This is a genomic window from Falsigemmobacter faecalis, assembly GCF_003863335.1.
Classification (GTDB): domain Bacteria; phylum Pseudomonadota; class Alphaproteobacteria; order Rhodobacterales; family Rhodobacteraceae; genus Wagnerdoeblera; species Wagnerdoeblera faecalis.
Window position 1 is genome coordinate 1 of the sequence record NZ_RRAZ01000044.1, and the last position, 21,206, is coordinate 21,206.

Here is a 21,206-nt window from a genome sequence, read left to right on the forward strand (position 1 = left end):
GCCCGGAAATTCCCCGAGGGACGACGCTCATCACCCGATTTCGCACCGAAACTCCGGCCGCGCGGTGCTTCATCAGAGGCGGCGCCACGCCCCATGCCGCTGACACGCGCCCGCGCCGGTGAGCCCGAACCAAAGGCCCCCTTCACAGAGCGCCCGGCAGTGCCGGAGGTGCGCAGAATGCCGTCCGTTGCCGCGACATCCGGGGTCTCGGCCAGGCCCAGCTGATCGCGCAGGGTGCGCGGACGCACTTCCGTGACCTCACCAACCTCAAGATCGCCCAGCTGGAAGGGGCCATAGCTCACGCGGATCAGACGGTTCACCGTAAAGCCCACGAATTCCATCGCGCGGCGCACCTCGCGGTTGCGGCCTTCACGAATACCCACGGTCAGCCAGGCATTGGCGCCCTGCTGGCGATCCATCGAGACCACCATGGGCTGGAACATCTCACCGTCAATGACCACACCTTCGCGCAGCGCATTGAAGTCCTGATCTTCGGGGCGGCCGTTGATCCGCACGCGGTATTTGCGCAGCCAGCCGGTCGAGGGCAGCTCCAGACGGCGCTTCAGATCACCGTCATTGGTCAGCAGCAACAGCCCCTCAGAGCTGAGGTCGAGACGACCCACGCTCATCACCCGCGGCAGCTCTTCCGGCAGATACTCAAAGACCGTTGCCCGGCCCAGCTCATCACGCTCGGTGGTCACCAGACCGGCAGGCTTGTGATAAAGCCACAGGCGCGGCGGCTCGGGCGGCGCCAGCGGCACGCCATCGACCAGGATCTTATCCTTGCGGCTCACATCCAGCGCGGGGCTGTCGATGACCTTGCCGTTCACCGAGATGCGGCGCTCTGCGATCATCCGCTCAGCATCGCGGCGCGAGGCCACACCCGAACGGGCAAGCACTTTGGCGATCCGCTCAGGACCTGCCTCCGCTTTGTCCAGAACATCAGCGGCCGGAGCCGCGGGGGCTGTCGTCGCTGCGGTGGCAGCGCGCGCGCCGCCTTTTTTCAGGCCGGGTTTTGCACCCGGTTTCGGGGCGGCGGGTTTGCGGTCAAAGGGGCGGCTGGCCATGATATCACTCTGTCTGAGGAGAAAGCCCGGCAGTCATGCGGGGGCGGAAAAAGAGGCCCTCCATAGGCGCAAAGCCCCAGGTCCTGCAAGCGACAACCGCGTGAGGCTTGCACGCGTTCCCGCTTCAGGCCAGGAGAGAGCCATGAGCCCCTTTCTCAGCCATATGGACATCGCCCTCTCAGAGGCCCGCGCCGCCGCTCTGCGCGGCGAAGTCCCGGTGGGCGCCGTGCTGATTGCCCCCGATGGCAGCATTGCCGCCCGCGCCGGAAACCGCAGCCGCGAATTCTCCGACCCCACGGCCCATGCCGAAATCCTCGTGATCCGCGAGGCCTGCGCCCGGCTGAAAACCGAACGCCTGCCGGGCTTTGATCTGTGGGTCACCCTTGAGCCATGCCCTATGTGCGCAAGCGCCCTCAGCAATGCCCGCATCCGCCGCCTCTATTACGGCGCGGGCGATCCGAAATCGGGCGGCATCGCCCAGGGCCCGCGGATCTTCAGCCACCCCCAGTGCCACCACCGCCCCGAGGTCTACGACGGTCATCAGGCCGAGACCGCCGCAGCACTCCTCACCGGCTTTTTCACCAACCGGCGGGATTGAACGTTACAGCTCAATCGCCACCAGAACCTCCGGCTCAATCACATTGATATGATGCGAAACCCCGGCGCGCAGATCATCGGCCGTCTGCTCCAGCGCCGGGAAGGTCTTGTAATGGCAGGGGATCACCGTGCGGAAATGGAAGAACTTGCGGCAGGCATAGGCCGCGCGCTTCATATCCATGGTGTAATGACCCCCCGCCGACAGAATGCCAACTTCCGGATTATGCAGATCCGCAAAGATCGCCATATCCGCCATCACATCGGTATCACCCGAGAAATAGATCGTGCGCCCGTCATGCTCGATCATATAGCCCGCCTCCGACCCCAGATAGACCGGCCCGCTCTGCGTCATCACCGAGGACGAATGCGAGGCCGCTACCATGGTCACATTCACCGAGCCAAGCTTAATCGTGCCGCCGTTGTTAAACCCGATGCTTCCCGTCACCCCGGCAGTCTTTTCCAGCCAGGAGGTCAGATCAAACTTCCCCGCCACCGGAATGCCGAGGTCTTTCGACAGACCCGCCGCATCGGCCAGGTGATCGGAATGCCCATGGCTCACCAGAATGGCCGTGGCCCCCGCCAAAGCCTCCGCCCGCCGCTCCGCCGGAAACAGCGGATTGCCGAGCCAGGGATCGATCAGCAAAACCTGATCGCCGATCTCAATCCGAAAGCCCGCATGCCCCAGCCAGATTATCTTCATCAAAATCTCCAATGCGCTCCAGTCGCCACAGGCGCAGTCTGCCGCCCCCCCGCGCCCCGGGCAAGAGCCCGCCCCCCGGCTTTGGCTTTTTCCAAATACTCTGCGGGGGTCCGGGGGCGCAAAGCCCCCGGCGCGCTCCACAGCTCCCGCCCCTCGCCCTGAAGCCCCCATCTGACAGCGGCCATGCGACAAGCGCTGACTTGCGCAGAAGCCCCCCTCCCGCTAAACGGAAGCCCGACAGACGGAGGCCTCCATGTCCAGCATTGACATCCCGACCGCAGCCAAGGTTGCGCGTCTCGCCCGTATCCGGGTTGAGCAGGCAGACCTGCCGAAACTTGCCGAGCAGCTCTCCGGCATTCTCGACTTCATGGAACAGCTCAATGAGGTTGACGTCGACGGCATCGAGCCGATGACCTCCGTCACCCCCATGCGCCTCAAGCGCCGTCAGGACGGCGTCACCGACGGTGGCTATCCTGAGGCCGTTCTGAAAAACGCGCCCGATGCGCGTGAAGGTTTCTTTGCAGTCCCGAAGGTGGTGGAATGACCCTCAATACGCTCACCATCGCCGAGGCCCGCGACCAGCTTCGCAAAGGCGATATCACCGCCAAAGATCTGACGCTCTCCTGCCTCACGGCGATGGATGCCTCGGATCCGCTGAACGCTTATGTCCACAAGACCCCCGAGATCGCACTCGATCAGGCCCGCGCCGCCGATGAGCGTCTGCGCGCCGGCGAGGCGCCCGCCATGTGCGGCATCCCGCTCGGGATCAAGGACCTCTTCTGCACCAAAGGCGTGGCCTCGCAGGCGGCCTCGAATATCCTCGCGGGCTTCAAGCCCGAATACGAATCCACCGTCACCTCAAAGCTTTTTGAGGCAGGCTCGGTCATGCTCGGCAAGCTGAACATGGACGAATTCGCCATGGGTTCGGCCAATGAAAGCTCCTGCTACGGCGCGGCGGTCAACCCCTGGAAGCTCGACGGACGCAGCCTGACCCCGGGCGGCTCCTCGGGTGGCTCGGCGGCGGCTGTGGCGGCAGATCTCTGCCTTGCGGCGACCGGCACCGATACCGGCGGCTCAATCCGCCAGCCTGCGGCCTATACCGGCACCGTCGGCATCAAGCCGACCTATGGCCGTGTCTCGCGCTGGGGCGTCATTGCCTATGCAAGCTCGCTCGATCAGGCGGGTCCGATGACCAAAACCGTGCGCGACGCCGCCATCATGCTGGGCGCCATGGCAGGGCATGACCCGAAAGACAGCACCTCGGCTGACATCGCGGTGCCGGATTTCGAAGCGGCGCTGACCGGCGATATCCGCGGCAAAAAGATCGGCATTCCGCGCGAATACCGCGTCGACGGTATGTCGGATGAGATTGAAGCCCTCTGGCAGAACGGCATTGCCATGCTGCGTGATGCGGGCGCCGAAGTGGTCGATATCTCGCTGCCGCATACCAAATACGCGCTGCCGGCCTATTATGTCATCGCGCCCGCAGAGGCCTCGTCGAACCTCGCGCGCTATGACGGCGTGCGCTACGGCCACCGCGCCACCCTGGGTGCCGGCGACGGCATCAACGATCTCTATGAGAAATCGCGCGCCGAGGGCTTCGGCCCTGAGGTGCAGCGCCGCATCATGGTCGGCACCTATGTGCTCTCGGCAGGTTTCTATGATGCCTATTACAACCGCGCCCGCAAGGTCCGCGCGCTGATCAAGCGCGACTTCGAGCAGGCTTTCGCGGCAGGCGTCGATGCGATCCTGACCCCGGCGACGCCCTCCTCGGCCTTTGAGCTTGGCAAGCTGAAAGACGCCTCGCCCGTTGAGGCCTATCTGAACGACGTCTTCACCGTTACGGTGAACCTGGCCGGTCTGCCGGGCGTCTCGGTTCCGGTCGGGCTCGATGCCTCGGGTCTGCCGCTTGGTCTGCAGCTGATCGGTCGTCCCTGGGATGAAGCCGGTCTTCTGAACCACGCCTATGTGCTGGAGAAGGCGGCGGGCTTTGTAGCCAAGCCGTCGAAATGGTGGTAATCGGCTTCCCCGATCGGGAACACTGAGGTCAAAATGAAACGCTTTGCTCTGACTGCACTTGCTGTTGTGACGCTTGCTGCCTGCCAGCCGCAGGTGCCGGATTCGGGGCAGGGCGTCGGGTTTGACAGCTACGCCTCTTATATGGCGCGGCGCGAGGGCCAGACGGGTCTCGCGCCTGCCACCCAGGGGCTGGGGACCATTGCGCCCGCCGCAGTGACCTCGCAGCCGCTGAACGCCGGGATCCCCGGCAGCGGGGAGCGCCCCCGCGCTGAGACCTTTGCCGGTATTCAGACCCAGACCGGTGAGCGCGTGCATCACAGCGGCGGCAACAGCACCGGCATCTCAGATGAGCAGAACTTCGACGCCGTCGCCAGCCGCGAATCGATCCAGTCGGATGCCGCCCGCATTCAGCAGAACCGCGCCAATTACGTGGTGGTGCAGCCGACGGCGCTGCCGACCCGCAGCGGCGCCTCCGGCCCGAATATCGTCGCTTTCGCGGTCTCAACCAGCCATGCACCCGGCAGTCAGGTCTATCCGCGCTCAAGCCTGTTCCGGAAGAACTATGAGGCGGCCTGCGGTCAGTTCGGCTCAGCCGATGCCGCTCAGGAAGCCTTTTTGTCGAACGGTGGCCCGCAGCGCGATAAGCTTGGCGTCGATCCCGATGGCGACGGTTTCGCCTGTGGCTGGGATCCGCGTCCGTTCCGCGCGCGCTGATGTCCTTCCCCTCGCCGAATTTCACCGCGCGGCGGGGCGGGCTGCGGCCTGAATTTATCATTCTCCACTATACCGGCATGACCTCCTGCGCGGCAGCGCGGGCGCGTCTGTGCCTGGCCGAGGCAGAGGTCTCGGCCCATTGGCTGATCTCTGAGACCGGAGAGGCTGAGGCTCTGGTGGCTGAGGATCAGCGGGCCTGGCACGCTGGCGCGGGCTCCTGGCGGGGGCTTTCGGATCTGAACTCCCGCTCGATCGGGATTGAGCTGGCGAACCCCGCGACCCATCCCTTCCCCGAGCCGCAGATGGCGGCGCTGGAGGATCTGTTGCGCGGCGTCATGGCGCGCTGGCAGATCGGGCCTGAAGGGGTGATCGGGCATTCCGATATGGCGCCGGGTCGCAAGATTGATCCGGGTCCGCGCTTTGACTGGCTTCGGCTGGCGCGTCAGGGGCTGGCGCTCTGGCCCGGGCCTGTTGAGGGCGCGCAGGCGGATCAGTTTGACGCGGCGGCGCTGGCTTTTGGCTATCCGGCGGATGTCCCGGCGGAGGATCGTCTGGCGGCCTTCCGGCTGCGCTTCCGGCCCTTCGCGACGGGTCCGGTGAGCGATGCCGATGCCGCGCTGGCGCTTGGCCTTCAGCGCCCGGCGAGTTTCAGCACATAGGCGCTCTGGCCTGCGGTGTTGCGGGCAATGCCGATCCCGGCCTCCGTGACGGCGGGATTGCGCAGATTGCGGTCATGCGCGGCGGATCCCTGCCACATGCCGATCACCTGCGAGGGGGCGATGCGGCCATAGGCGATATTTTCGGCCGCCGTGCGGTAGGGATAGCCTGCGCGCTGCAGCCGCTGGCCAAGGCTGCTGCCGTCCCGGCCCTGATGGGAGGGACCACCCCGGGCCGCATTGTCGCAGGCATGGGCCTGGGCCGCCTGCATAAGGCGCGGCTCCGGCGCAAGCGGCACCAGCCCTCTGGCAGCCCGCATCCGGTTCAAATCGGTAAAGACCTGCGTCACCTCTGCCGCCGGAGGCGCAGCACAGCGGTTTTGCGCGGCGGCGGGGCCGGACAGGGCCCAGAGCGCGAGCGCCGGGAGGAGGCACCAGTTCCGCATCACTCACCTTTGAAAAAGGCCCCGGGCTGTCCCGGGGCCTTTTCATTATGCCAGCATCGACAGCGGGTTCTCAAGGCAGTCGACAATCGCCTGGAGGAATTCCGCCCCAAGTGCCCCGTCGATCACCCGGTGATCGACCGAGAGGGTGACCGACATCACCGTCGCCACCCCAAGGCTGCCATCGGCCTGAACGACCGGCTTTTTCACGCCCGCCCCCACAGCAAGGATGGAGCCATGCGGCGGGTTGATCACCGCATCAAAGTTCTCAATCCCGAACATCCCAAGGTTTGAGATCGCCATGGAGCCGCCGACATATTCATGGGGGCCAAGCTTTTTAGTGCGCGCGCGGCCCGCCAGATCCTTCATCTCAGCCGAAAGCGCCGAGAGGGTCTTCAGATGCGCATCCTTCAGCACCGGGGTGAAAAGGCCGCCTTCGACCGCCACCGCCACCGCAATATCCGAGGGCTTCAGCTTATAGATCCGGTCGCCTGCCCAGACCGCATTGGCGCCCGGCACGCGCTGCATCGCCACGGCGCAGGCCTTGATGATGAAGTCATTGACCGAGAGCTTCACATTGCGGGCCGCCAGCTGTTCATTCAGCTGCGCACGGAAGGCCATCAGCGCATCAAGACGGATCTCACGGCGCAGATAGAAATGCGGGATGGTCTGTTTGGCTTCCGTCAGGCGCGCGGCGACGGTGCGGCGCATGCCGTCAAGCGTGACCTCCTCATAGGCGCGGCCATCGAGCATTTTGGCGACCTGAGCGGCATTCGGGCCGCTGGGCATTGCGCCTGCCGGGGCCTGGGCCGCAGCTTTCGGCGCCTCAACTGCCGCGGGGGCCGCAGCAGTGGCAGCCGGGGCAGAGGCGCTGAGCCCCTCCACATCGGCGCGCACGATGCGGCCGTTCGGGCCGGTGCCTTTGACCGAAGCGAGATCAATCCCCTTTTGCGTGGCGATCCGGCGCGCGAGCGGCGAGGCGAAAACGCGCCTGCCGTCCTTTGCCGGGGCCGCCTCAGCGGGGGCAGGGGCGGCCGCCGGAGCCGCCGCCACGACGGGCGCTTCGACCTTTGCCGGGGCGGCTTTCGGGGCCGGGGCTGCGGAAGCGTCCTCTCCCTCTTCCAGCAGGACCGCGATGGGGGCATTGACCTTCACCCCTGCGGTGCCTTCCGCCACCAGGATTTTACCGATCACGCCTTCATCCACGGCTTCGAATTCCATGGTGGCTTTATCGGTCTCAATCTCAGCGAGGATCTGGCCGGATTTGACCACATCGCCTTCTTTGACCAGCCATTTGGCCAGCGTGCCCTCTTCCATCGTGGGAGAGAGGGCGGGCATCAGAATGTCTTGTGCCATGATCCCAACTCCTCAGCGGTAGCAGACGGATTTGACGGCGGCGATCACCTCTGCGGTGGTCACCAGCGCCAGTTTTTCGAGGTTCGCGGCATAGGGCATCGGCACGTCTTTGCCCGCACAGTTCACCACCGGCGCGTCGAGATAGTCGAACGCGCGCTCCATGATGGTGGCCGAGAGGTGGTTGCCGATGGAGCCGACGGGGAAGCCCTCTTCCACGGTGACGCAGCGGTTGGTCTTTTTCACCGATTCGAGAACGGTTTCGTAATCAATCGGGCGCAGGGTGCGCAGATCGATGACTTCCGCCGAGATGCCCTCTTCCGCCAGTTTGTCTGCCGCTTCCAGCGCATAGGTCATGCCGATGCCGAAGGAGACGATGGTGACATCAGAGCCTTCGCGCCAGATGCGGGCCTTGCCGAAGGGCACGGTGAAATCGGGCAGATCCGGCACCTCGAAGGATTTCCCGTAAAGGATCTCGTTTTCAAGGAAGATCACCGGGTTCGGATCGCGGATTGCGGTTTTCAGCAGGCCTTTGGCATCGGCTGCCGAATAGGGCATCACGACCTTCAGACCCGGGATCGCGGCATACCAGGCGGCGAAGTCCTGGCTGTGCTGTGCGCCCACGCGGGCGGCGGCCCCGTTCGGGCCACGGAAAACGATCGGCGAGCCCATCTGACCGCCCGACATATAAAGCGTTTTAGCAGCCGAGTTGATGATATGGTCGATGGCCTGCATCGAGAAGTTCCAGGTCATGAACTCAAGGATCGGCTTCACGCCGCCCCAGGAAGCGCCGACGGCGATGCCGGTGAAGCCATGCTCGGTGATCGGGGTGTCGACCACGCGCTTGGGGCCGAACTCATCCAGCAGGCCCTGCGAGATTTTGTAAGCGCCCTGGTATTCGCCCACCTCTTCGCCCATCAGAAAGACGGTCGGATCGGCGCGCATCTCTTCGGCCATGGCTTCGCGAAGGGCTTCGCGGACCGTCATGGTCTTCATCGGCGTGCCTTCCGGATAATCCGGGGCGACGTCGCGCACCGGAACCGGCGCTTTGGCGGCGGCAGGGGAAGCCGCCGGGGCCGCCGGAGCGGCGGCAGGCGCCGGGGTCGCCGCTGCAGCAGTCGGCGCATCCGCGCTGTCCCCTTCGGTGACGAGCGTTGCGATCGGGTCATTGACCTTTACGCCTGCGGTGCCCTCAGCCACCAGCAGTTTGCCGATCACGCCTTCGTCCACGGCTTCAAATTCCATGGTGGCTTTATCGGTCTCAATCTCGGCGAGGATCTGGCCGGATTTGACCTCATCGCCTTCTTTGACCAGCCATTTCGCAAGGGTGCCTTCCTCCATGGTCGGGGAGAGGGCGGGCATCAGGATGTTCATTGCCATTGTCAGTCTCTCCTCAGGGATCAGGCGTAAATGTCGGTCCAGAGCTCATCCACCGGCGGCTCAGGGCTGTCTTTGGAGAATTCGGCAGAGGCGTTGACGATGGTTTTGATGTCACGGTCGATCTGTTTGAGATCGTCTTCCGTGGCGTGGCCGCCGGTCAGCAGCAGATCGCGGACCTGCTCAATGGCGTCGCGCTCATCGCGCATCTTCTGGACCTCTTCGCGGGTGCGGTATTTCGCCGGATCCGACATCGAGTGACCACGGTAGCGATAGGTCATCATTTCCAGAATATAGGGGCCCTTGCCCGCACGGCAGTGTGCGACGGCTTTTTCACCTGCAGCTTTGACCGCCAGCACATCCATACCGTCGACCTGTTCGCCGGGGATGCCGTAGGCCAGACCGCGCTCATAGAGCGTGGTGGATTTGGTGGCGCGCTGCATGGAGGTGCCCATGGCGTATTGGTTGTTCTCGATGACGAAGATCACCGGAAGATCCCAAAGCTCGGCCATATTATAGGTCTCATAGACCTGGCCCTGGTTGGCAGCACCATCGCCGAAATAGGTGAAGGTGACGTTATCATTGCCGAGGTATTTATCGGCAAAGGCCAGACCCGCGCCAAGCGGCACCTGGGCGCCGACGATGCCATGGCCGCCGTAGAAATGTTTCTCTTTCGAGAACATATGCATCGAGCCACCCTTGCCCTTGGAATAGCCGCCGATGCGCCCGGTGAGTTCGGCCATCACGCCATTGGCTTCCATGCCGCAGGCCAGCATATGGCCGTGGTCGCGGTAGGAGGTGATGCGTTTGTCACCCTCTTTGGTCGAGGCCTCAAGGCCGACAACCACGGCTTCCTGACCGATATAGAGGTGGCAGAAACCGCCGATCAGGCCCATGCCATAAAGCTGGCCGGCCTTTTCTTCAAAGCGGCGGATCAGCAGCATGTCGCGGTAATACTTCAGCAGCTCGTCCTTGGAGACGTTCGCTTTCTCCGGTGATTTGCGGGTCGCCACGGCAGCCCCTCCCTCGGTCTATCCAGAATGTTTAGCGTTAAACTATATTTCGCCATACGGTGGAGCAAGGAAAAAACGTAAAAGCCCCGCACGAGGGCGGGGCCTTTCCTGCCTCCGACAGGGGCAGCTTACTTCAGAATCACTTCATCTTTCACAAACATATTCGACCAGGCGCGGTCGATCAGTTCCGGCGTCATCTGACGGGGGATCCCCTCAAAGTCGCAGACCGAGATCATCTGATCGATGAGATAGACCGGCTGATAATTGGCGAAGATATTGTTGATGGTGGGATATTTCACCTTCAGCAGATGCAGCAGCGCCGATTCGTCGAGGGCGATGCCTTTCTTGCGCGCGACCATGGCAAAGATCTTCAGGAAATTCTCCTGGCCGGGGCCGTCGATCTTGATTTTAAAGAAGATTCGCCGCAGAGCCGCGCCGTCAAAAATCTCATTGGGGTGGAAGTTCGTCGAGAAAATCACCAGCGTATCAAAGGGCACGGTAAATTTTTCGCCCGACTGCAGGGTCAGAATATCGCGCGATTCCTCCAGCGGGACGATCCAGCGGTTGACGATCTTTTGTGGCGGATCGGCCTGACGGCCAAGGTCGTCGATGATGAAAATGCCGCCCGTAGCTTTCATCTGCAGGCTGGCCTGATAGGTGCGCGAGACCGGATTATAGGCCAGATCCAGCATATCCAGGCTGAGTTCACCGCCGGTGATCACCGTCGGCCGCTCACAAAGCACATAGCGGTTATCAAAGCGATTCGAGGTGCGGCGCAGGCTGTTGGGATCATCCGTCGATTCTTCCGCCGAGGAATGCACGATGGGATCATAGACCGTGATGACCTGACCGCCATATTCAACGGCGCGCGGCACATAGATTTTATCGCGCATCGCATCGCGGATGCCGTTGGAGATCGCCGATTTCCCGTTGCCGGGCGGCCCGTAAAACAGCACCGAGCGCCCCGAAGTCACCGCAGGCCCCAGATTGGACAGCAGATCCGGCGGCAGGATCAGATGCCCCATGGCGCGCTGCAGATCCTCACGGCTCAGGCGGATGTCGCGGATCGACTGCCGTTTAACCTGGGCCTTATAGGCATCAAGCGGCACGGGCATCGCGCCGTAATATTCGCTTTGCGCCAGCGCATCGAGGGCGCGGGCCCGCCCGCCGTCGGTCAGCTGAAAGGCCACCTCATTGCCGCCCTGACCGATCAGATTGCCGGTGGCCTCGACCAGCTTTTGCCCGCGTGCCAGATCCAGCAACTCCTGGGCCAGTTGCAATGGCAGACAGACGACCCGCGCAATATCGCTCGGCAGCGAAAGATTGGTGCGAAACATCGTTTTCAGCAGGATATCCCGCATCATCACCGGGCTGATGCCCAGATCCTCCATCCGGCGCGGACCGGGCGGCGGCTCAACTCCGTTGCGGGTCGGAAGGGTGATGTTCATGCCAGGGCCCCATTGCTGCTTCGGCGCAGTCTGCCTGCCGACCTGGGCAAAACCGCGGCAGAGTTTCGCTGATGTCGTGGCAGCTGGCCGGGGACCTTCCCTCAATCTTCGGGCGGTTCGGGTGGTTTCCATGGAGATCGCCGCAATCACGGCTGCAGGTTGAACTCCGCACATCACCCGTCATGACGGGGCCCTGTGATCACCGCCGCGGCGGTGAAAAGGCGCGCTTCTTTGCGCCGCCAGGGCCTGTGATCCCGAACCGCCTCGCTGCGCGGAGGCACTCCGCAGTCGTTGGCCGGCACTGAAAGCAGCAAAAAGGGCGGCGCAGCATCTGCGCAGCCCTTTTTTCAAACCCTGCCGTCTCAGGCGCGTTCCAGCATCCCGCGCTCACTCGCAAGCTCGGTCATCCGCGCCTGCAGCTTTTCAAACGCGCGCACCTCGATCTGACGGATCCGCTCGCGCGACACGCCATAGCGCACCGACAGTTCTTCGAGCGTCACCGCATCATCCACCAGACGGCGCTGGGTCAGAACATCCCGCTCACGGTCGTTCAGCGCGTCCATGGCGGTGGTCAGAAGCTGCATCCGGGTGCTCATCTCATCACGGGCCTCATAATCGCCCGCCTGATCGGCATCCTCATCTTCCAGCCAGTCCTGCCACTGCGCGGTGCCCTCACCTTCACTGCCAACCGTGGCATTCAGTGAGGCATCCGAGCCCGCAAGACGGCGGTTCATATCAATCACTTCGGTCTCTGACACATTCAGATCCGTCGCGATCTTCGTCACATTCTCCGGCCGCAGATCACCCTCTTCCAGCGCACCGATGCGGGATTTGGCTTTTCGCAGGTTGAAAAACAGCTTCTTCTGCGCCGAGGTGGTGCCAAGCTTTACCAGCGACCACGACCGCAGGATATATTCCTGGATCGAGGCGCGGATCCACCACATCGCATAGGTCGCCAGACGAAACCCCCGCTCAGGGTCAAAGCGTTTGACCGCCTGCATCAGGCCCACATTGGCCTCTGAAATCACTTCGGCCTGGGGCAGGCCATAGCCGCGATAGCCCATGGCAATTTTCGCGGCCAGCCGCAGGTGAGAGGTGACCAGCTTATGCGCCGACTGCGCATCCTGATCCTCCACCCACCGCTTGGCGAGCATATATTCTTCCTCAGGTTCCAGCATCGGAAACTTGCGGATTTCCTGCAGGTACCGGTTCATCCCCTGCTCCGGGCTGGGGGCCGGAAGACTGGTGTAACTGGCCATTCGTCGAATCCCTGTTCGGTTCATGCCTGCCGCCGCATTCCCCGCAAAGCAGGGAACGGGCAGCAAGCGCCTGTTGACGCCAACGTAATCAGCGCCGGGAGGTTCCTCAAGGGGCAGGGCGGCGGGCCCTTTCCCCGGATGTCCCGAAGCTTATACGCAGCAGAAGGGCTGAACCCGTCGCACAACTTCGTGTTGTGACAACGATCTCACGGAATTGTCAGAGAGCTGAAACAGGCTTTGCGAAGGCCTCGATCAGATCACAGATATCCTGCGGCAGCGGGCTTTCAAAATGCAGATCCTCGCCGCTGATCGGATGGGTAAAGCCCAGGGTCGCCGCATGAAGCGCCTGCCGCGGAAAGGCTTCGGCCGCCGCAACACCCGCCACGCCCAGCGCTTTTTCCGACATTTTGCGCCGCCCGCCATAGGTCTGATCGCCGATCAGCCCATGCCCGGCATAGGCCATATGCACACGGATCTGATGCGTCCGCCCGGTCTCCAGCCAGCAGTCGATCAGCGAGATGCCGGCAGGCTGGCCATAGGCTTCCACCACCCGCGCCCGGGTCACCGCATGCCGCCCGCCCGAGGGCACCACCGCCTGCTTCTGCCGGTCGCCGCGATGCCGGTCGAGCTGCGTTGCAATGCGCACAACCCCCCCGGTCTCCACGCTGACGCCGTTTAGCCCGCGCAGACGCGGATCGCCGACATAGGGCACACCATGAACCAGCGCCAGATAATGGCGGTGCACCGTATGGGCCTCAAACTGCGCGGCCAGCCCCTGATGGGCAGCGGCGGTTTTGGCCGCAACCAGCAGACCCGAGGTGTCTTTATCGATGCGGTGTACAATCCCCGGACGCCGCTCGCCGCCGATCCCCTGCAGGCTCTCGCCGCAATGAAACAAAAGCGCATTGACCAGGGTGCCGCGCGGATTTCCGACCGCCGGATGCACCACCATCCCGGCAGGCTTATTGATGACGATCAGATCGTCATCCTCATAAACCACCTCCAGCGGAATATCCTCCGCCAGGGTCTCGACCTCTTCGGGCGCTCCAAGGGTGATCCCGATCTCTTCGCCCGCAGCCACTTTCGACTTGGCGATCAGCACCTCGCCGCCGCGGCGCACCGAGCCCTCTTCGACCAGCTTCGCAATCCGCGACCGCGACAGCCCCAGCCCCTCTGGCACATAAAGCGCAAGCGCCTTATCAAGACGCGACGGCGTGTCTTCCCCGAGAGTGACGCGAAGAACCTCCCCGAAAGGATCAGTGGACATGGCAGCACCTCCGGACAAAGACAGCCAGGCTTCGCTTCCGCCCCCGCTGCGCATCTTGCAAGGACTGGTGATCGGTCTGACCGCCAGTCTGATTTTCGGCGTCATAACCGTGGTGGCGGTGGTTGTCACCCGTTTCCCGAAGGCTGCGACACCGCCGCTCCCGGAAACCCTTGTGCTGCCCCAGGGCGCTTCCGCCCTCGCGGTCACCCAAGGGGCCGACTGGATCGGCATCACCACGACCGATGACCGCATCCTGATTTACGACCGCGCCAGCGGCAACCTGCGCCAGACCGTCACCCTGACCCGCCCCTGACAGGGACGCACGCCCCCCCCCCCGGACTTTGGCTTTTTCAAAAATACTCCGGGGTCCGGGGCAGCGCCCCGGGGCCTGCCACAGGCACGCGCTCAGACACCGGCCTCCTTCACCGCCTCCATCGCCACATAGGTCGAGGTCGAGGCCACATGCGGCAGCGCCGAAATCGTCTCGCCGAGGATCCGGCGATAGGCCTGAATATCCTCCGTTCTGACCTTCAAAAGATAATCAAACCGCGAGGCAATCATATGGCATTCCTCGATCTCCGCCACGCCGCGCACCGCGCGGTTAAAGGCCTGCAGCGCCGCCTCGCGGGTGTCTGACAGCCGCACCTCGACAAAGGCGACATGCGCCCGCCCCATGCGGATCGGATCCAGCGTGGCGCGGTAGCCGCGGATAATGCCGCCCTCTTCCAGCCGCTTCAGCCGCGCCTGCACCGGGCTTTTTGACAGCCCGATGCGCCGCGCCAGCTCCGTCACCGCGATGCGGCCCTCCGTGCCCAGCACCTCAAGGATCGCCTCGTCATAGCGGTCCAGATCGCGCCACTCCAATCGCATCGCAAAATTCTCCATCTTCAGGCAATCCGCCTGCAAACTGTCCATCTTCGGGCCAAATGACAGCTCATCACGCGCTATACTGGGCAAAACCGGCCTCAGGCCAGAACTTTCAGCAGGTCTCCCATGCCCCAGCTCTCTCCTCACGAGATCATCACCCGCCACGCCCTCAGGGAAGAGACCCCCCTGCTGCAGGCCCTCCTGCAGGAGGCCGCGCTCAGCGCTGAGGACCGCGCCCGCATCAGCACGGCAGCGGCCACCCTCGTCACCCGCATCCGCCAAAGCGCGAAACCCGGCCTGATGGAGGTGTTTCTCGCCGAATACGGCCTCTCCACCGATGAGGGGATCGCGCTCATGTGCCTTGCAGAAGCGCTGCTGCGGGTGCCCGATGCCGCCACCATGGATGCGCTGATTGAGGATAAAATCGCCCCCTCCGACTGGGGCCGGCACTTAGGCAAATCGGCCTCCAGCCTTGTGAATGCCTCGACCTGGGCGCTCCTGCTCACCGGCCGCGTCCTTGATGACGCAGCGCCGCCCGGCGTCGCGGGCCATCTGCGCGCAGCGCTGCGCCGCCTCGGCGAGCCGGTGATCCGCCGCGCCGTGGGCCAGGCGATGAAAGAGATGGGCCGTCAGTTCGTCCTTGGCGAAACCATTGAAGCGGCCATGAAGCGCGCCCAGACCCGCGAGGCCAGGGGCTTCAGCTACAGCTATGACATGCTGGGAGAGGCGGCGCGCACCGAAGCCGATGCGCGGCGCTATCATCTGTCTTATTCCCGCGCCATCACCGCCATTGCCCGCGCCTGCACCCATGAGGAAATCCGCCGTAATCCCGGCATCTCGATCAAACTCTCGGCGCTGCACCCGCGCTATGAGGTGGCCAAACGCGCGCGCGTCATGGCCGAACTCGTCCCCCGCGTCCGCGCGCTCTGCGGCCTTGCGAAAGCCGGCGGCATGGGGCTGAACATCGACGCCGAAGAGGCGGACCGGCTCGATCTCTCGCTTGAGGTCATGGAGGAGGTTCTGAAAGACCCCGGCCTTCAGGGCTGGGACGGCTTTGGCGTGGTGGTCCAGGCCTATGGCCGCCGCTGCGGTGCGGTGATCGACTGGCTTTATGATCTCGCAGGCCGCAGCGATCGCCGCATCATGCTGCGTCTGGTGAAAGGCGCCTATTGGGACGCTGAGGTGAAACGCGCCCAGACCCTTGGGCTGGAAAGCTTTCCGGTTTTCACCCGCAAACAGGCGACCGATGTTTCTTACATCGCCAATGCCCGCAAACTCCTTGGCATGACCGACCGGATCTACCCGCAGTTTGCCGGGCACAACGCCCATACGGTGGCGGCCATCCTCGATATGGCGAAAGCCGCAGGTCTTACGCCCGCGCAATATGAATTTCAGCGCCTCCACGGCATGGGAGAGCCTCTGCATGACATCGTGCAGCAGGATGAAGGCACCATGTGCCGCATCTATGCCCCGGTGGGGGCGCATCGCGACCTTCTTGCCTATCTGGTGCGCCGCCTGCTGGAGAACGGCGCAAATTCCAGCTTCGTCAATCAGATCGTCGATGACAGCGTGCCCGCGGACCGGGTGGCCGCCTGTCCGCTGACCGCGCTGAAGGCGCTTGGCTGCGCGCCCAATCCGAAACTGCACCCCGGACCGGCGCTCTTTGGCGCGCGCCGCAACTCCCGTGGCCGCGATCTCAGCGATGCCGCCGATCTTGCGCAGATCGAAGCCGCGCGCCGCCCCCATGCTGAGGCGGTTTACCACGCAGCCCCGCTCACCGCTTTTGAGCTGCCCGAGGGCGGTGCCGCCGAGCCGGTCTTGGCGCCCACATTCGCGCGCAGCAGCGCCGAAGTCGCAGGCAGGCTCCGCACCGCCACCGCCACAGAGGTGGCCAGCGCCTTCGACGCTGCACAGACCTGGGAGGCCCCCGCAGAACAGCGCGCCGCGGTGCTGAACCGCGCCGCCGATCTCTTTGAGGCCCATGAGGGGCAGATCTTCGCGCTTTTGGCACGCGAAGCGGGAAAGACCCTGCCGGATGCCCTGGCAGAGCTGCGCGAGGCGGTGGATTTCCTGCGCTACTACGCCAAAGGCGCGCGCGCGCTGACGGCCCCGGCGCGGGGGATTTTCGCCTGTATCAGCCCCTGGAACTTCCCGCTGGCGATCTTTACCGGACAGATCGCCGCCGCGCTGGCCGCCGGAAATGCGGTGCTGGCCAAGCCTGCGGGGCAGACGCCGCTGATCGCCCATCTGGCGGTGACGCTTTTGCAGGAGGCCGGGGTGCCGCGCGCCGCGCTGCAGGTCCTGCCCGGAGACGGAGCGGTTGTGGGCGCGGCCCTGACCGCCGATCCGCGGGTGGCCGGTGTCGCCTTCACGGGCTCCACCGCCACGGCGCTGGGCATTCGCAAAAGCCTTGCGCGTCATGCGCCCCAGGCGGTGCTGATTGCCGAGACGGGCGGGCTGAATGCCATGATCGTCGACAGCACGGCCCTGCCGGAACAGGCGGTGCGCGATATCATCGCCTCGGCCTTCCAGTCGGCGGGACAGCGCTGCTCGGCGCTGCGCTGCCTTTATCTGCAGGAGGATATCGCCCCTCATGTGCTGGAGATGCTGAAGGGGGCCATGGCCGAGCTGACGCTGGGCGACCCATGGGCGCTGTCCACCGATATCGGCCCGCTGATCGATGAAGCGGCCTTTCGGTCAATTTCAGATTATGTCGCCGCGGCGCGTCAGGCGGGCAGGGTGCTTTTTGAAGGCAGCGCCCCCGCCACCGGCTGGCATCTTGCGCCGGTGGCGATCCGCGTCTCTTCCATTGCCGAGATGACGCGGGAGATTTTCGGCCCCGTGTTGCATGTCGTGACCTTCAGGGCCCGCGATCTGCCCGCTGTGGTCGATCAGATCAATGCCACCGGATATGGGCTGACCTTTGGTCTGCACAGCCGCATCGATGACCGGGTGCAGACCCTGGTTGAGCGGGTGAAGGCCGGGAATATCTACGTCAACCGCAACCAGATCGGCGCGGTGGTCGGCAGCCAGCCCTTTGGCGGGGAGGGGCTGTCGGGCACCGGGCCGAAAGCCGGGGGGCCGATGTATCTGCAGCGCTTTGTGCAGGATGCGGCGGGCGCGCCTGGCACCTGGGGTGCCGCCGCTGCCTTTGATCCGGCTGCGGCCCTGGCGGGGGCGGTGGTGCCGCAGGCGGCGGTTCACATCCGGGATCTGCCGGGTCCGACGGGCGAATCGAACCGTCTCTCCGCCTTTGCGCGCGGCCCGGTGCTCTGTCTTGGCCCCGGCGCAGAGGCCGTTGAGGATCAGGCCCGCGCCACGGAAGCCGCCGGCGGTCTGGCGGTGCGCGCCACCGGACCCGTTGCCCCTGAGGCGCTGACCGCCCTTCCGGGGCTGGCGGCGGTGGTTTGTTACGGCGGCGATATCGCGGGCTTTCAGCAGGCGCTGGCCGGGCGGCAGGGCGCAATCGTGCCGCTGATCAGCGGGCGTCCCAATGCCTCCTGGGTGCTGACGGAGCGGCATTGCTGTATCGACACCACCGCTTCGGGCGGCAATGCGCAGCTTCTGGCCGAAGCGGGGGACTGAGCGCCGCCGCGCCCCCCTGTCCGCCGCCTGGCGGCGACAGGGGGGCGCGCTTCGCGCTTGACGGCGCGGGGGCGCGGGGTGCAGCTTCGCGGTCATGTTTCCGATCCGCGATCACAATCCCCCCGGCCGCACGCCCTGGATCACCCGGGCGCTGATCGCGCTGAATTTCATTGTCTTTCTGCTGACCTGGGTCATGCCGGATCTGCTTTTGGGCAGCGGCGATGAGGTCTCGGGCGAGGAGCTGACGGGCTATCTTTTCTACATCGGCGGGATGGTTCCGGCCTTTGTCAGCGAAGGCGAGATGCTGCACGGCTTTCTGACCTCGCAGTTTCTGCATGCGGGCTGGATGCATCTTTTGGGCAATATGCTGTTCTTGTGGATCTTCGGCGACAACCTGGAAGATGCCTTCGGGCCGCTGAAATACCTCGGCTTTTATCTGCTCTGCGGGGTGGCGGCGGCTTTCGCGCAATATCTGACAGAGCCTGCGAGCGAGATCCCCATGGTGGGGGCCTCGGGCTCCATCGCCGGGGTGCTGGGGGGCTATCTGCTGCTTTATCCCCGGGCCCGGGTGGATGTGCTGCTGATTTTTATTATCTTTTTCAGGGTCTTCAGCATTCCGGCCTGGATTGTGCTGATGGTCTGGTTCGGGCTGCAGGTGCTGGGTGTGACCACACCCGAAGATCCCGAGGGCGGCGATATGGTGGCCTATTGGGCCCATGCGGGCGGCTTTATCGCCGGGCTGGCGCTGGCCATGCCGTTTTTCATCCGTCAGGGCGGCCCGAAATTCTGGGCACGCTTTCAGGGCCATCCGCCGCATCCGGAGGCGGCCTATGCGCTGAGCGCCTCGCGCATCCCGCGGGTGGTGCGGCGGAAATGAAAAAGCCGCGCCCGGGGGCGCGGCTTTTCACTTTGAAGGCCGGCCTCAGGCGGCGGCCTGATCCTGCGGATGAATGCCGAGTTCCGCGCAAACGGCCAGCGTCAGATGCGGGCGGTTCAGGGTGTAGAACTGGAAATCCTCAACCCCTTCCGCCATCAGGCGGCGGCAGAGATCGGCGCAGACCTGGACGGAAAGCGCGGCCTCACGGCCCTCGGCATTGGCTTTTGTGAAGGCCTCATCGAGATGGGCGGGGACCTGTGCGGCGCAGCGCGCGGCGAAGCGCTTGGTGCCTTCCCAGTTCTCGATCGGCAGGATGCCGGGGATGATGAGCTTGGTGATGCCCTCTTTGGCGCATTTGTCGCGAAAGCGCAGGAAGGTCTCGGCTTCAAAGAAGAACTGGGTGATGGCGCTGTCGGCACCGGCCTCAAATTTGCGCTTCAGCCAGCGGACATCGGCGAGATCCTCCCGGGCTTCGGGATGCGGCTCAGGATAAGCGCCGACGCGCAGGTTGAATTTGCCGGTCGCGGCCAGGGCCTCAATCAGTTCAACCGAATCTGCAAAGCCCTCAGGATGCGCGGTGAAACGGTCGGCACCCTTGGGCGGATCGCCGCGCAGCGCCACGATCTGGCTGACGCCTGCATCGGCATAAGAGTTTGCAATCGCGAGGGTTTCTTCGCGGGTGGCATCGACGCAGGTCAGATGCGCCGCCACATCGACGCCGAAATGGGTGCCGATGGCCTTCACCGCCTCATGGGTCAGCTGCCGCGTGGTGCCGCCCGCGCCATAGGTGACCGACACGAAGCCCGGACGCAGCGGCGCAAGCATCTTCATCGTTTCCCACAGCCGGAACGACGCATCGAGCGAGCGCGGCGGGAAAAACTCAAATGAGATGCGCGGGGCAGACATGGCAGAACTCCTTGGCCAGCGGGGTGCCGGCGCAGCTTCGGTCTTGTGCCAGACAAATGAACATGGGACAAATTCATAATCTTCAAGATCAATATGAAAGCTGCTCACGATGCATCTGGAGCTTCGCCATCTCAAAGCCATCCGGGAAATCCATCGTCAGGGCGGGCTGGCGCGGGCGGCAGAGGTGCTGAACCTGACGCAATCGGCCTTGAGCCATCAGATCAAGGGCATCGAAGAGCAGACCGGGGTGGAGCTGTTCGTGCGCCGCGCACGTCCCCTGCGGCTGTCGGCGGCGGGGATGCGGGTGCTGCGGCTGGCGGAGCGGATCCTGCCGGAGATTGAGGCGCTGGAGGAAGAGTTCCGGGGGCTGCGCCAGGGCAAGGCGGGGCGGATGCATATCGCCATTGAGTGCCATGCCTGTTTTGACTGGCTGCTGCCGGTGCTGTCGCTTTACCGCAGGACCTGGCCGGAGGTGGATGTCGATATCCGGCCGGGGCTGGCGTTCAACGCGCTGCCGGCGCTGGTGCGCGAGGAGGTGGATGTGGTGATCTCGTCGGATCCTGAAGAGATCCCGCGGGTGACCTTTCATCCGCTTTTTGACTATGAGCCTTTGATGGTCATGGCCGCCACAAGCCCGCTGGCCGCGAAAGCGGAGATTGAGCCCGAAGATCTGCGCGATCAGACGCTGATCACCTATCCGGTGGACCGCACGCGGCTGGATGTGTTTTCGCAGTTTCTGGCACCCGCGCGGGTGGAGCCGCGTCTGGTGCGGCAGGTGGAGCTGACGGCGGTGATCCTGATGCTGGTGGCCTCTGAGCGCGGGGTCTCGGTGCTGCCGGACTGGGTGTTGCAGCAGGTGAAGGACAATCCCGATTATGTGATCCGCCCGCTGAAGGGGCGCAGGCCGCGCCGTCTTTATGCGGCGGTGCGCGATGAGGACGGGCGGCATCCCTTTATGGAGACCTTCCTGCATCTGAGCCAGACCGAGCCTTTGCGCCTGAAGGCGGCCGGTCCGCTGGTCTGAGAGCGCCGGGGAGGGCTGCCTGCCCTCCCCGGAC

20 protein-coding genes are annotated in these 21,206 nt (G+C 64.3%); 9 read left to right on the forward strand and 11 right to left on the reverse strand.

Going from position 1 to position 21,206, the window contains the following annotated elements:
* Positions 1 to 1,067: pseudouridine synthase (locus tag EG244_RS18350; protein WP_148097642.1), on the reverse strand; the 1,067-nt coding region annotated here is incomplete at its 3' end.
* Positions 1,068 to 1,209: 142 nt separating this feature from the next.
* Here EG244_RS18350 and EG244_RS18355 point away from each other — a divergent pair.
* The gene (locus EG244_RS18355; protein ID WP_124966623.1) at positions 1,210 to 1,665 is read left to right on the forward strand and encodes a nucleoside deaminase; all 456 of its coding nucleotides are present in this window, start codon (positions 1,210 to 1,212) and stop codon (positions 1,663 to 1,665) included.
* A 3-nt stretch (positions 1,666 to 1,668) separates the two neighbouring features.
* Here the strand turns inward: EG244_RS18355 and EG244_RS18360 are convergent, their stop codons facing one another.
* Complete coding sequence (locus EG244_RS18360) at positions 1,669 to 2,364, reverse strand: metal-dependent hydrolase (protein WP_124966624.1); 696 nt, start codon at positions 2,362 to 2,364, stop codon at positions 1,669 to 1,671.
* Between the two features lie 253 nt (positions 2,365 to 2,617).
* Here EG244_RS18360 and gatC point away from each other — a divergent pair, with 253 nt between their 5' ends.
* From gatC to EG244_RS18380, 4 genes are read left to right on the forward strand one after another with little or no spacing between them, the layout of a single operon-like run.
* Entirely contained in the window at positions 2,618 to 2,908 is a 291-nt protein-coding gene (gene gatC / locus EG244_RS18365) for an Asp-tRNA(Asn)/Glu-tRNA(Gln) amidotransferase subunit GatC (RefSeq protein WP_124966625.1), read from the forward strand.
* Complete coding sequence (gatA, locus tag EG244_RS18370) at positions 2,905 to 4,383, forward strand: Asp-tRNA(Asn)/Glu-tRNA(Gln) amidotransferase subunit GatA (RefSeq protein ID WP_124966626.1); 1,479 nt, start codon at positions 2,905 to 2,907, stop codon at positions 4,381 to 4,383. The genes gatC and gatA overlap by 4 nt, the downstream gene beginning before the upstream one ends.
* Positions 4,384 to 4,416: 33 nt before the next feature.
* On the forward strand, positions 4,417 to 5,097 hold the full coding sequence (locus EG244_RS18375) for a hypothetical protein (protein ID WP_124966627.1): 681 nt from the start codon (positions 4,417 to 4,419) through the stop codon (positions 5,095 to 5,097).
* Positions 5,097 to 5,756 (forward strand): N-acetylmuramoyl-L-alanine amidase, encoded by a 660-nt coding sequence (locus EG244_RS18380; protein ID WP_124966628.1) that lies wholly within the window; start codon positions 5,097 to 5,099, stop codon positions 5,754 to 5,756. The genes EG244_RS18375 and EG244_RS18380 overlap by 1 nt, the downstream gene beginning before the upstream one ends.
* Here EG244_RS18380 and EG244_RS18385 read toward each other — a convergent pair.
* The 7 genes from EG244_RS18385 to EG244_RS18415 form a co-directional block, all read right to left on the reverse strand.
* The gene (locus EG244_RS18385; protein ID WP_124966629.1) at positions 5,729 to 6,199 is read right to left on the reverse strand and encodes a CAP domain-containing protein; all 471 of its coding nucleotides are present in this window, start codon (positions 6,197 to 6,199) and stop codon (positions 5,729 to 5,731) included. The genes EG244_RS18380 and EG244_RS18385 overlap by 28 nt on opposite strands.
* A gap of 45 nt (positions 6,200 to 6,244) precedes the next feature.
* Positions 6,245 to 7,552: a pyruvate dehydrogenase complex dihydrolipoamide acetyltransferase gene (locus tag EG244_RS18390; protein ID WP_124966630.1), complete on the reverse strand. Its 1,308-nt coding sequence runs from the start codon at positions 7,550 to 7,552 to the stop codon at positions 6,245 to 6,247.
* Between the two features lie 12 nt (positions 7,553 to 7,564).
* Positions 7,565 to 8,929, reverse strand: coding sequence for a pyruvate dehydrogenase complex E1 component subunit beta (locus tag EG244_RS18395; RefSeq protein ID WP_124966631.1), 1,365 nt, complete (start codon positions 8,927 to 8,929; stop codon positions 7,565 to 7,567).
* 20 nt (positions 8,930 to 8,949) lie between these two features.
* Positions 8,950 to 9,939, reverse strand: a complete 990-nt coding sequence (gene pdhA / locus EG244_RS18400) for a pyruvate dehydrogenase (acetyl-transferring) E1 component subunit alpha (RefSeq protein WP_124966632.1) — start codon at positions 9,937 to 9,939, stop codon at positions 8,950 to 8,952.
* A 128-nt stretch (positions 9,940 to 10,067) separates the two neighbouring features.
* Positions 10,068 to 11,387 carry an ATPase gene (locus EG244_RS18405; protein WP_407644056.1) on the reverse strand — a complete coding sequence of 440 codons (1,320 nt, stop codon included), beginning with the start codon at positions 11,385 to 11,387 and terminating at the stop codon, positions 10,068 to 10,070.
* Between the two features lie 362 nt (positions 11,388 to 11,749).
* Complete coding sequence (rpoH, locus tag EG244_RS18410) at positions 11,750 to 12,646, reverse strand: RNA polymerase sigma factor RpoH (protein WP_124966633.1); 897 nt, start codon at positions 12,644 to 12,646, stop codon at positions 11,750 to 11,752.
* 217 nt (positions 12,647 to 12,863) lie between these two features.
* Positions 12,864 to 13,913: an RluA family pseudouridine synthase gene (locus tag EG244_RS18415; RefSeq protein WP_124966634.1), complete on the reverse strand. Its 1,050-nt coding sequence runs from the start codon at positions 13,911 to 13,913 to the stop codon at positions 12,864 to 12,866.
* Here EG244_RS18415 and EG244_RS18420 point away from each other — a divergent pair.
* On the forward strand, positions 13,912 to 14,226 hold the full coding sequence (locus tag EG244_RS18420) for a DUF6476 family protein (protein ID WP_124966635.1): 315 nt from the start codon (positions 13,912 to 13,914) through the stop codon (positions 14,224 to 14,226). The genes EG244_RS18415 and EG244_RS18420 overlap by 2 nt on opposite strands.
* Positions 14,227 to 14,318: 92 nt before the next feature.
* Here EG244_RS18420 and EG244_RS18425 read toward each other — a convergent pair whose 3' ends face one another.
* Entirely contained in the window at positions 14,319 to 14,783 is a 465-nt protein-coding gene (locus EG244_RS18425) for an Lrp/AsnC ligand binding domain-containing protein (protein WP_124966649.1), read from the reverse strand.
* Between the two features lie 123 nt (positions 14,784 to 14,906).
* Here EG244_RS18425 and putA point away from each other — a divergent pair, with 123 nt between their 5' ends.
* Positions 14,907 to 18,365, forward strand: a complete 3,459-nt coding sequence (putA, locus tag EG244_RS18430) for a bifunctional proline dehydrogenase/L-glutamate gamma-semialdehyde dehydrogenase PutA (protein WP_124966636.1) — start codon at positions 14,907 to 14,909, stop codon at positions 18,363 to 18,365.
* Between the two features lie 94 nt (positions 18,366 to 18,459).
* Entirely contained in the window at positions 18,460 to 19,242 is a 783-nt protein-coding gene (locus EG244_RS18435; protein WP_124966637.1) for a rhomboid family intramembrane serine protease, read from the forward strand.
* Positions 19,243 to 19,287: 45 nt separating this feature from the next.
* On the opposite strand, the gene metF is transcribed toward EG244_RS18435, so the two are convergent.
* Positions 19,288 to 20,148 (reverse strand): methylenetetrahydrofolate reductase [NAD(P)H], encoded by an 861-nt coding sequence (gene metF / locus EG244_RS18440; RefSeq protein ID WP_124966638.1) that lies wholly within the window; start codon positions 20,146 to 20,148, stop codon positions 19,288 to 19,290.
* A gap of 109 nt (positions 20,149 to 20,257) precedes the next feature.
* Here metF and EG244_RS18445 point away from each other — a divergent pair, with 109 nt between their 5' ends.
* Positions 20,258 to 21,172: a LysR family transcriptional regulator gene (locus tag EG244_RS18445; protein WP_124966639.1), complete on the forward strand. Its 915-nt coding sequence runs from the start codon at positions 20,258 to 20,260 to the stop codon at positions 21,170 to 21,172.
* Positions 21,173 to 21,206: the final 34 nt, after the last annotated feature.